The organism is Peribacillus sp. CSMR9, assembly GCF_033141925.1.
Taxonomy (GTDB): Bacteria; Bacillota; Bacilli; order Bacillales; family DSM-1321; genus Peribacillus; species Peribacillus simplex_A.
Window position 1 is genome coordinate 15,731 of record NZ_JAOPHO010000031.1, and the last position, 13,840, is coordinate 29,570.

The following is a 13,840-nucleotide window of genomic DNA, read 5'->3' on the forward strand; positions in this document are numbered from 1 at the left end:
TTACCAAAATGAATTTTATTAATGGTATGAGAAGCTTTTAGTTGTTCAAAATAAGATGAGGGCAGATTACTTATCATACAAAATCAACAAAAAACAAAAAATATATTGAAATATCAATTTTATTTAGTTATAATACGATACGTTCTTAAATATTAGTTTGTATATAATTTTTAGAAAATTTAATAATTTTCCAAAATAGTAAATTTTGGTTTTTTCGTGGAGGGTTTATTTTGTCTAATAAAGTACCATTTTCATTTATAGTAGTGATTGGGTTAATGTTATTTGCCCTATTCTTCGGGGCAGGAAATCTAATTTTCCCGCCAATGCTTGGTCAGTCAGCTGGAACGAATATCTGGTCAGCTAATGCAGGCTTTCTAGTAACCGGAGTAGGATTACCGTTACTTGGTGTAATGGCACTAGGTTTTTCGGGAAAAGATGATCTGCAATCATTAGCAAGCCGCGTCCATCCCGTGTTTGGTATTGTATTCACAACCGTTCTTTATTTAGCCATTGGTCCATTATTTGCAATGCCAAGAACAGGAAACGTATCTTTTGAGATCGGTGTCAAACCATTTTTGCCGGAAGGTTTCGGGCCGCTGCCTTTACTTATTTTCACCATCATCTTTTTTACGATTTCGTGCCTTCTTTCGCTCAATCCTGCGAAATTTGTCGAAATTGTGGGGAAAATTTTAACACCCATCAAGTTAACGTTCATTGGAATCCTGGTGATAGTCGCTTTTGTTCATCCAATTGGTGATTTTCAAGCACCTGCCAAAGGCTATACGATTCAACCATTTTTCAACGGGTTCAAAGAAGGCTATTTAACAATGGACACTCTTGCATCTTTTGTTTTTGGAATCATCATCATTAATGCCATAAAAGAAAAAGGTGCTAAAACAAAAAAACAAATAATGATCGTTTGTGGAAAAGCGACCGCAATTGCTGCCGTTATCCTTGCTACCTTTTATACAGCTCTCTCTTACATGGGTGCTTCAAGTGTCGAGAAATTTGGACACTTGGATAATGGAGGCAATGTCTTAGCAAAAGTCTCGGATTACTATTTTGGAGCATATGGTGGGCTATTATTGGGATTGATGATCACAGTAGCTTGTATAACGACGAGCGTTGGACTCATTACATCGTGCTCGACGTACTTCCATAAATTATTTCCAAAGCTGCCTTACAAAACAATTGCAATAAGCTTATCGATATTTAGTGCAATAATTGCCAATATTGGACTAACCGAGTTAATTGCAATTTCCGTACCTGTAATGACAGCCATTTATCCATTGGCCATTGTATTGATTTTCTTAACATTTTTCCATTCCATGTTTAAAGGAAGGCCTGAAGTTTATCAAGGCAGCTTATTTTTAACATTCATCATCAGTTTAATGGATGGATTAAATGGAGCAGGGATTCACATTTCGTCCATCAATGATTTCTTCACTAAAATCCTTCCAATGTACGATACAGGGCTAGGGTGGGTCATCCCTGCAATAGTCGGAGGAATCATTGGGTATGCCTTCAGCATCTTACGTCCGGGTCATAATCATCAAATTGATTAAATGATATAAAATCGGTCCAGGAATAATTCCTGGACTTTTTTCCTGTAGGTCGATTTATTTTCCGGTAGGTCGAATTGTCCTCTCGACATATGTAATTTGACCGTTTTGTTATCAATTTGACGGACACCTATAATCTCATAATGATTGGAAAAAAAACTGCGATAAAGGCAGCTCCGGCTATAGCTGGATAGCAGGATTTAAAATCCCATTTCTTGTATCTTCTTATTCGTTCGTAATTTCTTCAGCAATTGAAAAATTTGCCCCCTATGATGTGATTCATGTTCAATCAAATGGTAAACGACCCACTCAGGCGTGACGTCATATTGGTCAAGCACCCTCGGTTTACGCCAATCCGTTAGATTCATTGAACGGAAGTTTGAAAGAAAAACTTGACGTACTTTATTAAGGCGGTAGAAATGTTCTTCTAATGTTTGTCCTTCAATATGTGTTAGGGAGCCATCATCAGCACGGCATTCCAATGGAAACAAAGCACGGATTTCCGAATCCCATTCCGTAACAAGTACCTCCTCGTATAACCAATCTGCCTCGACCAATGCTATGTGATATAACATCGAGCCAATCGTTTGCCTTTCATCCATTTTCGAATCGAGTGAATTTTGGCTGATTCCAGTTAATTCCGTTATAAGCGTACGGCGAACATCTTCTAAACACCATAGCCACCGCCCAATTTCTTCTTCATATTCCGGTAATGCAGATACAATTAACGCTCTTCTCTCCAACAGGATCATCCTCCTCTTTTAAAAATACATTCTATTTAAAATGTTTGCTTCCTTCTTTACATTGAAATTCCCTGTTAATAATGAAAAAAGAGCAACCTTCAGATTGCTCTTTCGTTTGTATCTGATTTTTTCGTTTTATGTTATCTGTGACAAGTAAATCGATATTAACTCCCCAAAAAAAGATTGGATCTCATCTCCTCTGATATACGCCTGCTTTGTAGATAATCCTGTTCCCGTTCTTGTTCAACCATTATGCGTTGCTCCAGTTTTTGAGCATATAGTGCATAGCCGATACCATGAGCCTGAAACATTGCTTTTTCCATTGCCGACGTGTACGTTAATTCGAGAAAATTAATGAAGAATCAATCCTTTCCAAAGTAAATTTCGTACTCATTTTATCATTGAAAATGATAACTTACAAAGTTACTACAGCTCCATATTCACTGATAGTTCAGATTTCCTGACAGCTGTTCTTATCACCGTGTACGTAAACGCCATATCCCTCCACCTTCCTTAATTTTCCTTTTTTAATTACAAAATTCTCCAATTTTTTTTAAAAAAATTAAAAACCCCATTAACAAATTGGTTAATGGGGCTGAATGTTTATTTATATGAACCGAATATTTCCTTTGCCAATCTACGCCCAGTCGGAGTGGCAGCAAGGCCGCCTTCTGCCGTTTCACGTAGTGCAACTGGCATGGTCAATCCTATTTTATACATGGCATCGATAACCTCGTCACATGGAATGCGGCTCGTAATGCCTGCAAGTGCCATATCAGCTGCCGTTATCGCGTTGGATGCCCCCATTGCGTTGCGTTTCACGCAAGGAACTTCAACCAAACCTGCCACTGGATCACAAACCAATCCAAGCATATTTTTCAGTGTGATTGCCATCGCTTCCGCGGCTTGACTTGGTGTACCGCCGGCCAGTTCTACAATCGCAGCTGCCGCCATTCCACTTGCCGAGCCCACTTCTGCTTGGCAGCCACCAGCTGCTCCAGAAATGGAAGCATTGTTTGCTACCACGAATCCGAAGGCAGCGGAGGTGAAAAGAAATTCAATCATCTCTGCCCGGGTCGGGTTTAGTTTTTCTTTCACGGCAAACAACGTACCGGGAACCACGCCCGCAGAACCGGCAGTCGGAGTAGCACAAATCATCCCCATTGCTGCATTCACTTCGTTCGTCGCAACCGCCTTACTGACGGCATCCAATAATAAATTGCCTCCGAGAGCCTTGCCCGTCTTGATATAATTTTGCAAAAGAACGGCATCCCCGCCCGTTAGGCCTGTAACGGATTGCACCCCTTTCAGACCTCTTTCCACCGCTTGTTCCATCACTGTCAAATTCCTGTCCATCTTTTCAATGATCTGTTCTCTCGACAAGCCGGAGAATTCCATTTCTTGTAAAATCATGATTTCCGCGATTTTTACATTTTTACTTTCAGCAAGTTCAACCAACTCTGCTACATTTCGGAACATGTTTTTACCTCCTTATCTATACCAACACTTTTAAAAATTCTCATTCAACCATCCTTATGACTTGCGAAACGTTTTCCAATCCCTCAATTTCTTTCATGATATCGCCCTTGATCTTCTGATCGACTTCAATCACCATGAGGGCCATTTGACCTTTTTCTTTTCGTGAAACTTCCATATGTCCAATGTTAATTTCATGATTCGCCAATACTGTCGAAACCGAAGATATGATTCCAAACACATCGTTGTGTACCACTAAAATAGCTGGGTTTTCACCTGACAATTTAAGCTTGAACGTATTCAACTCCGTTATTTCTATTGTTCCCCCGCCAATGGAGATCCCAACAAGCTCTATTTCTTTATCCTCGTCGAACAGTCTGATCTTGACTGTATTAGGATGATCCATCACCGTATCCTCGATTGTAAAGGTAACTTCCATACCCGCTTCTTCCGCTATCGTCAATGAAGTGGGAATTCGTTCATCATCCGTATCGAAATCCAAAATCCCGCCTACGACAGCAACATCCGTACCATGTCCCCGGTAGGTTTTTGCAAAAGAACCATACAAAGAAATGATGGCTTTCTTCGGTTGTTTTCCAAATAATGTCCGTGCTACTCTGCCGATTCTGGCAGCTCCTGCTGTATGTGAACTAGAAGGTCCAATCATAACAGGACCGATTATATCGAATGCAGATCTGTATTTCATTGTTCAATGCCCCTTTTCTGGCAATAGATTTTTTTAACGGCCATTCATTATGCCGCTTTTTGCTCTTCATTCACCCTTATTTGTGAAACGGTCCTGATCTTATAATTCTTGAACACGATCGAGCCAAGGAAACCAACCGCTGCTCCCACAACTGCACATATTCCAGCTGTGATCGTCACCTTTATAGGGTCATTGAAACCGTACATAACTGCCAACCCTGCAATTGGTGTTGCCGTCCCTGTCGCATTATTCACTAAACCAAACATGGCCACGACCACACCTGCAGCCGCTCCGCCAATGAAATTGGTTGCATACACAGGAATCGGGTTGGCAGATATGACATCCGCTTGTGTCAAAGGTTCTATCGCAACCGCAATTGTAGTACTTCTATCTCCAAATTTCAAGCGATCGAACAAAACTAAGTTCATGAAAGATGATCCAAATACGGCAAGGGCCCCGATTGCCATAGGAAGTCCCGTCAATCCAAGCATTGCTGTCAAGGCCATCGAGCTTAATGGTGCAGTGGCGACGACGGTGATGACTCCGCCAAGAATGATTCCCATTAAGACTGGATTACTGTTTGCCGTTTCCGTAATGATTCCTCCGATATTCAAAAGCGTTGCATTGACCAAAGGCGTTAAATGCTCACCAATAAACCGAACGAGCGGTGCTGCAATGATGATTGTAACGATTAGATCCAGCCCAGCAGGGACTTTTTTCTCGATCACTTTCACAAGGAAAGCAACGAGATATCCGGCGAAAAATCCAGGCAGCAAACCTAAACCAGCACATGAAACACCAAGTAATAGAGCATATACAGGGGAAACCCCTAGTGCTAATGCAACAAGTGAAGCCGCTGCAACGCCTCCCATGCTACCTGCCGCATCCCCTACTTCTCCAAGGAATTTGATATTAAATAAATCCCCTCCGACATACCGCTGAAATGCTTCCACGAGAAAAGCGGCAACCGCTGCATTGGCAAGAGCACCCATTGCTTTCATCCCTTTTGGGGCTTTAAAACTGAATAAAGAAAATAAACCAAGTACCAATAATAATAAGGCCGTTCCTTTTAAAATTTCCATTAACGTCTCTCCTCTTAGTGAATAGTTAGTATACTTTGACTTAATATTTATAGGAGAACTACTAATTCATTTGCGATTTTCCGATTAAAGAACAACATCATCGGTCCTTTGTTTTCGTTCCATAGTTGGCTGTGTCTCTACGAAAAAATAAGGAGTAGAATTAAATGAATTCTTACTATATTAAGATATCTTTATTCTACCTAGAATGTAAACCCTTTCATTTTATCTCTCATATTAACATATATCGGTATGCATACCTATCAAAATTTTTTAAATTTTATAGCAGAAGTAATGTTTGATTTTTCAGTATTTTGAAATAATTAAATCACCTTTTAATAATGAGTTTAACTGCTTGACCCTTTATGAAGAATATTGAAATTGAAAACGTACTGGTTCATTTGGTTTTTCTTCTCTCTGTTTTTCAATGTATTTGGGAAGCTCATCTTGATTTAATCCTAGCAATACATCAACTCCCAACTTTTTTCTAGTGAGATCACTCGCTGTTTCTGCAACATTTTGCGAGATTTTCCCTTTCTTGCTTGTACACTTAAAAATGCACGTTTGATAAAATTCATTTTTATACCTCTCTTGATATAAGGACCAATCCGGATCTATATGGAGATAAAGAGGAGTGCATTTGGAGAGTTGCGATGTTTTTACCGAACGTTATAAAAGTTTTATTAAAAAATAACTTCATTTGGAAATAAAAAAGACTATAGGCAAACACGACTTTCATCGAGGTTGTCTACAGTCTGTAGTGTAGCTTGCATTCAATATAAGAACCGATCTAACTCGCTTTTTTCACATCCATGGATTCAGCGGCCCCCCAAATTTCGGACGCCCATTCAGGATGATCGATGAATGGATTGCGGTTATTCTGCCAGTCATAAATTACATCATTTCGGTGGCTCTCGAAATCGTCGACTGGATCGAGATCATTCCATTTCAAAAGTGTCGATAGCTTTCCGTGAAGCGGCTTTGGATACGTATTGACTGTATCGGACAATTCCAGATCCAACTCACCGTTTCCTTCATAACGGACGGCCATGTAAAATAACATCCGGGCTATATCGCCTTTAACATGATCCGGCGGCTCCCATGAATCTGAATCAAACTTACATTCACAGCCACTATATGTTTGACCGCCCTCGTCAAAATCAAGGTGGCCCCGTTTACCATTCACTGTCACATCAGCTGGGCGGAGGTGATGAAGGTCGGTCCCAGGGCCTTTGCTTGTTCCAAAATTACCGTGGGACTTGGCCCAAACATGTTCACGGTTCCATTGTCCGGCATTGCCTCCATTGGCGTTCTTCGAAATAGACTTTCCAGAGTAAAGCAAGATGACATTCTGTTTGTTATCCGGATCTTCATCCGTTTCTTTAAGGGCATTCCACACTTGATCATAAGATAACATCGTATGACCCTTGATTATCGTGTGAAGAACCGATTTCAATTCCGTTCCGGTTTTTCCTGCCGCCGTTTCATAATAAGCTTCAAGCGGCTTATCATTCGATACGGTCAGCGTGAAACGGGCAACCACTTCCGATTGCTGGTCCTCGGCCTTGACTGCGACAAGGTATGTTCCATCTTCATTTGCAGGAAGGGTTAATGTCGGGCCGGTGACTGTACCGATCGTGGATGAAAAGGTCAGTTTATCTTCATCCGGATCTGAGAAGTGCTCACTCAAATCGATAGTGACCTTGGAACCGGTTTTCACTTCAAGATTTTCCAGTTTTTTCGTTACGACGGGCGCATGATTTTCTTTAGGGTCGAAAGGAGAAGCAATTGCTTCCCCTTTTGAATCGAAAAACTTGATATTCTTAGTGTCGACACCTTCCGTTACAGACCATTTCTGAACATTTTCAGCGCCCCTGATTTCTTTTACATTGGCGTTATCAATGATGACTTCCTTCACCGCCATGCCTCCAAAATCAATGATTGCACCTTCCTTATCCGGTTTGACAGCCACAGTTGCATTCTTCAGCCCAAGGCCTTTGAGTACAGCATAGGAACCTTTTAACCAGATACCTTCTTCGATGTTGGATGTTTCGTCAAGATCGATCAAAACACTAGGTGAAGCAATTGTAAGCCTTTTTGTTTTAACGTTTGTTAAATGATACGTTTTTTCCGGAGCAGCGGGTTCAACTCCCCCTGATTCAGTTAAAGCGGTTTGAATCAATACAGGGTCGTGATCGCTTGCCCTTCCATGCACTTCCATGAAGGATGAGTTAATATGGACAATATCGACTTTCGTGGCTGCCGCCATATTATTCGATACCAGGATATGGTCCAGTACTTGTGAATTGCCTTGATATGTGTATGAATAACGTTTTTCAAAAGGGACTTTCTCGATCATATTAGTTAAATCTTTACCCTTTAATGTTTTAAGCGGAGCTGAAAATTCATAATCATTAAAATCTCCAAGTAAGACGATATTCGCCTTGGCATCCTGTGACTTGATATCACTGACGAACCGATTGACGATGGAGGCAATTTGAAGCCTTTGCGTCTCACTTGAAAGGAAAGGAGGTTGGTTTCTCCCGAATAGTGGCTGATCGCCGCCCTTCGAATTAAAATGATTGGCCACCACCACTACATTTTCCCCTTTAAATTCGAATTGAGCGGCCAAAGGCTTCCGACTCGAAGTGAAGGCAGGATCTGTAGGCTCGATTCGTCCAGGATTCAATGAAAGTTTTCCATCTTTGAAGGCAACGGATTGAGTCGCCGTTCCTTTCGTTCCCTCCGTTAATTTGACACGGTCGACATTGTATAAAAAGCCTACACGGATATTCCCGCCAGGTGCCCCGCCATCACGTTTATCTTCTGGAGCGATATCGATGAATTGATATTGCGGGCCGCCCAACTCTTTTATTTTGTCGGTCAATTTCTTGGCACTTTGAGCAGAATCCGTTGTCCCGCTATCTGTTGCACCATCATTATCTTGCATTTCCGTTACGCCGATGATATCGGGTTGTTTAAGATTAGTTATGATGGATGTTGCGATCGTCTCAACTTTCGAGTTAGCGGTTTGAGTGGAGAAATTCTCGATATTATAGGAAGCGATCGATAGTTTATCGGAATCCTTCTCTAGGGAAGTCACTTCCCGAACCGTTCCGCCATCCTTTAGCGCCGGCAGCTTATTTTTATCCGTCAATACCCTATAGTTGCTATATCCATAACTGATGACACCCGTAACCGAGCCTTCAAAAGAATCACCAGTTTTCGCCACAAATGATTCATCATCCATATCGAGGGTTATTCTTTCAGGATTGAAATCCGTTTCCGTTATTTTGACACCTCTAACTGCAGTGCTCGTTTCCATATTCCCTGGGATCACGACCAATTCACCATAGTCTTGGGGAGCGACCACTTTCGGGTTATATACTTGCACGAGCATTCCTTCCAAACTCTCATAGAAATCAATGCCATCTTCAGTCGGATTGAAGTCTGTCAATCTATCATCATCGATGTTCTCAGACGGCGGAATGACATCTTTTCCAATGACGATCGGTTCTGGTATCGCTGCAGTGCCAAGCTTTTCAATAGTCGTATTAGTCAATTCAGTTGTTGGCAGATCCGTCGTTTTCATTTCAGCGTATCCTTCGACATACCACTCAACGACTTTACCGGCCACTTTGACATGATCTCCCGCTTTTAGGCCATGCGCTTTGTTGTAAACAAGTATTCCCTCTGAAGTCGTTAAGTCCTTATCTGGATTCAGATCTTGCATGTAAAAGTTATTCGCATCTTTTACATAAGTGACGACACCTTCCACACCTGAGACGAGCTGATTCTCATATGATGAAAAATGATTCATTCCCTGGATGTCACGAATCTTCAAATCATTGGTTTTGGTAACGGTATAGGCAAATGTGAAAACTTCCGATGTCTTGTCGTTGACAGCGATTGCCTTGATGACAGTATCTTTCGTTAAAATGATAGGTTCTGTATACAATGCACTTGAAGACGTCGGAGTGGATCCATCCAGCGTATAATGGATCTTCGCTTCTTCCCAACCCGAATCAAGTGATACTTTTGTATTTTCACTTACCGTACCAGGGAAAATATCCGTGTAAACTGCTGGCTTGTTCACCAGTTCATAATCTTCAAGACCACGTGGCTTCAGTTGATACGTGTCATTGAATTGCGATGATATTCCGGTTACGGAAATGACATCCCCTTCTTTAAAGCTCTTCAGGAAATCTTCATAATTCGACCCGTTCCGGTTATCATGGCGAACGATAACAGAGTTCCCTTTAGTATCTGCCGCCTTGAATTCGAATGTTCCATATGTTCCCGATGCGGCCAATTCTGTAATGGTCGCTTTTTCAATGGTGACCAGCTCACCTTGTGTTTCCCCATTGACGCCAGCCGCATCAATTTTTTGGATTTCAGGAAGTTCATTCCCAGAAGAAACGACTTTAAGGGAAGTTGGTTGAATTTGTAATTCCTTATTATAAGCGGATACTTGTCCGATTAAACGAACCTTATCCCCTTGCTTTACATCCTCAGGCCATGAAGAACCATATACATATAGCCCAGCCGTTTCATCTTGAATATAAAAGCCTTTTCCTCCCCAATATCCAAGCCCTGTGGTGACCACCCCATCAACCTGCACAACATCTTCCGTATTCGTGCGGGCCTCGGCGATGGATTCCAGAACCTTCACATCAGGCTGTTCAGGAGGTGTTCCTCCATCAGTGATGATTGTGTAATCCGTTGCTGATTTCAGACCTGGTACTGAAAAATATTTTTCCAGCTTCCCCGTAATCGTCACCTGTGCTTTGAGTAAATCCGGATGTTCGACTAGATTCAAAGCCGTTCGGATATTTCCGGCTGGAAGCTGAACAGGCATGATTTTCTTTACATCCTTTTCATCCGGACTATCTGCAATACCTATATTCGTACCTTCAGTAAAAGGCGATGTATGTTGATAGCTTGTACCGCTTTTAGCTGTACCGACGATGTATCCCTTCACCGTTGCCGTTCCGCTGTTATTATTAATCGCTTCCGTTACCGTTATTGTCCCTTCCGCTTTTGCAGCGGCTGCATATGGCAAAACCGTTGATAGCACGATCAATATGGCAAAGAAAAGCTTGCTTATCCCATTCTTCTTCAAGATCTCAACCCCTCCAACTTTTTACGTAGGTGCAGCAATCATTTGAATATCGCTTAAAAAATGGTTTCACCTTTCACCGTGACACCGTTCATGCTCACGGTTTTACCGTTAAGCCCCGATAAATCCAAATTGCCTTCGACTGTAACATTTGAAAAGGTAAAGCTATCTGATGGAGTTCCTGTTAATGTAAGATTCCCTTTAACCACTGCATTTTCCAATGAAGCGATATCCGTGATATCCACAACTACATTACCTTCATGGTTTTTTGGCGCATCAGCCGTTCCGCCAAAGTCTTTAGCCAATACCAAAGTCGGGTCTGTAGAGTTACCGGCCACATCTTTGATGCGTCCTTCAATGCTTGGATCGACAGTTTTCAGCCCGCTTACATAATCCCGTAGATTCTCCCAATCAGCAAGTCCGATATCCGTCACTCTTCCTTCTTCATAAGCCTTCTTGAAAACGGAGAATCCATCCCCGCCCTTAGCTGTAAATGCATTGGTCGCCACGACATATTCCTTGGTTGCATCCAATTCGGAATATGTTCCATCTTGTCCCAGGACTTCAACCTTTGTCACCCGATTGCCTGGTTCCTTCGAACTATCGTAGCTGAATTTCATCCCTGATACATGCAGGAAGCCGCCATTTTCCTTAGGAGCGAGGCTTACACTATGCTCTAATGCTTCATTGATTTCTGCACCCGTAAGCTTCATCGTTGCCAGCGTATTCCCAAACGGTAAAACGGTCAGGATTTCCCCTAAAGTGATCTCACCTTGATCAATGCCAGCGCGGATGCCACCGCCATTTTGGAAAGCAATGACCGCATCCTTATTAAATTCTTTTGCTTTTTTAAGCATTCCGTCCGTAATTAAATTTCCCAGTTCGGTTTCATTTTTACGAACACTCGGTTTCGTTGCATCTCCTGCATCACGCGGGGTTTCCAATGCCTTCACAGCTGATGCACCAGTCTTCGTTTCCTTCAGCTCCTTAATCTTCGAGGAGTATGTTTCGAGAACTTTTGCCGCTTCGGCATCATCCTGTTTTTCAGAAAGCTTAATCAGCTGTCCGGCTTGTCCGACAATCTTGCCTTCCTTATCGAAATTCACATCGATCGTTCCTAAATAGTCGCTATATTGATACCCTTGAACGATGACAGTCGGCTCTTTCGTTTTCCCTTTATCATCCTTGTCAATAACAACGGGAGCGTCTAACTGCGTATGGCTATGTCCGCCCACAATCACATCGATGCCCTTGACCTTGGCAGCTAATGTTAAATCATTGTCATAAGCTGGATTGTCATCGTAACCAATATGGGATACGGCAACTATCTTATTGACCCCCATGCCTTTGAACGCCTTGACCGCTTTTTCGGCTTCTTTAAGATAGTTTTCAAATTCTATACTTCCAGGACTTGAGATATCTTTCGTTTCTTCAGTTGTAAGCCCGAAGAAACCTACCTTTTGACCATCCACTAGTTTTACGATTCCATTGTATATCTTCCCTTGCTCCGGCTTACTTGAAATCAAGTCCGAGAATAGTCCCTTAAATTTATCATCTTTGGAGAAGTCCACATTCGAACTGACAAATGGGAACTGTGCCCCTTTAATGAAGTCTGCCAAAGCTTGATGCCCCTCAGCGCTTGATCCCAAATCAAACTCATGATTCCCGAATGTCATGACGTCGTATTTCATTAAATTCATGAAGTGAAGATCCGCTTGCCCTTTGAATTCATTAAAATAGAGTGTTCCCGAGAATACGTCACCAGCATCAACCAAAATAGCTTGCGGCTTACTCTTACGCACTTCTTTAACAGCTGTCACCCTTTTGGCCACATTGTCCAAGTGGGCATGCGTGTCATTCGTATGCATCAAGGAAAGCGTGATTGCCTTCGCTGGATTTTTCAAAGCTTCTTCAGCAGCGGCAACTTTCTGATCCGCCAATGCTATTTTAGCTTGAAAATCCTTACGGTCAGACTCCTTGATTCCATTTAAATTGATGGCAGCTTTCGCTTTTTTAGCTGCGTTTATCTGTTCTTTCGTTTTAAGTTCCCCATTGGCAAGAGCTACATAGGCATTGACCCGTTTTGCCACTTCTTTTTTCTTTTCTGCATATACCGCATCATCATACTTGCCTTTCACTTCTTTCACATAAGCATGTATGGCTTTTCCGAGTTTGGATGTTTTGCTGACCTTTTTCAACTGCGAAGAAACGGTATTCATCCGCTTGTCTGCGGTTTTTAAATCACCTTTCGTCACCCAGTAAGCAACTTTTTCATAGTAGTACGGCACTTTCAGGTCACCGTTCAAAGCTGTTTTGGTCGATTTAGTGAATTTATCGTATAAAAGCTTTTCGATTTTCGCACCGTAAACCGTATCTTTAATGGCTTTGTCTGTCTTTTTCACAGCTTTATCCAATGCATTGTATTGATCCCTGATATCATTTGATTTCTTGGCAATGATTGAATTCATAAGGGCGTTAATCGATTTATCATTGGCAGCCTTTGCTTTTTCTGCCGCTTTATACCCTTTTACATATCCCTCTGAACGAGTGATGTACTTATCATAAGCTTCGATTTCTTTGTATTTGGCATCTTTTTCTTTTTTGCTTAACATTGATTTTTTAATGGTAGAGTTGATGTCTTTTTTTGCTTGTTTTGCTGACTTGATTTGTCTCTCAACAGTGGACACGGAAGTGAGTTTAGAAGAGTAGAAATAGGTGTCGAATGGTTTTTTGATAGTGGCCTTTGCCGTTTTAATTTTACTATTCAGGCTAGTGGCAGCATCTGATGGTGCAGGTGCTACTGCTACGATCGTTGTCGCAGCCATTATGGTAGCTGTTGCAATTTTTACGATTTTCTTTTTCCCCATTATAGTTAATCCCCCCATATGTTCTATACTGATATAACATATTGCTAACATACCCATAGAGTTGACATACTTTTCAAAAAATTGAATCTAGATAAATTTAATTACTTATACACAAATCCCCCTACTTTTTTCCTCTAAAGATCCGTGTATATCCTATATTACAACAAAAAAATCCAATTTTAAAACAAATTTACAATCTAAAGTGAAATTTTAACAGAATATTATCATTATAATCACCCCAAAATACCCATTACCTTATAGATGATATACCAATAAAATTATTCAGTA

The 13,840-nt window shown here is 41.4% G+C and carries 8 protein-coding genes; 1 reads left to right on the top strand and 7 read right to left on the bottom strand.

The features are described 5' to 3' along the window. The first annotated feature begins 230 nt into the window (after positions 1 to 230). Entirely contained in the window at positions 231 to 1,565 is a 1,335-nt protein-coding gene (gene brnQ, locus N9I19_RS14625; RefSeq protein WP_284469525.1) for a branched-chain amino acid transport system II carrier protein, read from the top strand. A 197-nt stretch (positions 1,566 to 1,762) separates the two neighbouring features. Here brnQ and N9I19_RS14630 read toward each other — a convergent pair whose 3' ends face one another. The 7 genes from N9I19_RS14630 to N9I19_RS14655 form a co-directional block, all read right to left on the bottom strand. Beyond that, positions 1,763 to 2,305 carry a DinB family protein gene (locus N9I19_RS14630; RefSeq protein ID WP_089362774.1) on the bottom strand — a complete coding sequence of 181 codons (543 nt, stop codon included), beginning with the start codon at positions 2,303 to 2,305 and terminating at the stop codon, positions 1,763 to 1,765. A 164-nt stretch (positions 2,306 to 2,469) separates the two neighbouring features. Continuing rightward, positions 2,470 to 2,628 carry a YuzK family famiily protein gene (locus tag N9I19_RS25470; protein WP_472673206.1) on the bottom strand — a complete coding sequence of 53 codons (159 nt, stop codon included), beginning with the start codon at positions 2,626 to 2,628 and terminating at the stop codon, positions 2,470 to 2,472. Between the two features lie 280 nt (positions 2,629 to 2,908). Beyond that, positions 2,909 to 3,784 carry an L-serine ammonia-lyase, iron-sulfur-dependent, subunit alpha gene (sdaAA, locus tag N9I19_RS14635; protein WP_089362772.1) on the bottom strand — a complete coding sequence of 292 codons (876 nt, stop codon included), beginning with the start codon at positions 3,782 to 3,784 and terminating at the stop codon, positions 2,909 to 2,911. Positions 3,785 to 3,824: 40 nt separating this feature from the next. After that, complete coding sequence (sdaAB, locus tag N9I19_RS14640; protein WP_061465145.1) at positions 3,825 to 4,487, bottom strand: L-serine ammonia-lyase, iron-sulfur-dependent subunit beta; 663 nt, start codon at positions 4,485 to 4,487, stop codon at positions 3,825 to 3,827. 47 nt (positions 4,488 to 4,534) lie between these two features. Beyond that, a complete protein-coding gene (locus N9I19_RS14645) occupies positions 4,535 to 5,569 on the bottom strand; it encodes a PTS sugar transporter subunit IIC (protein WP_317778201.1) in 1,035 nt (344 codons plus the stop codon). A 787-nt stretch (positions 5,570 to 6,356) separates the two neighbouring features. Beyond that, positions 6,357 to 10,688, bottom strand: a complete 4,332-nt coding sequence (locus tag N9I19_RS14650; RefSeq protein WP_317778202.1) for an endonuclease — start codon at positions 10,686 to 10,688, stop codon at positions 6,357 to 6,359. Between the two features lie 53 nt (positions 10,689 to 10,741). After that, on the bottom strand, positions 10,742 to 13,552 hold the full coding sequence (locus N9I19_RS14655; RefSeq protein ID WP_317778203.1) for a bifunctional metallophosphatase/5'-nucleotidase: 2,811 nt from the start codon (positions 13,550 to 13,552) through the stop codon (positions 10,742 to 10,744). Positions 13,553 to 13,840: the final 288 nt, after the last annotated feature.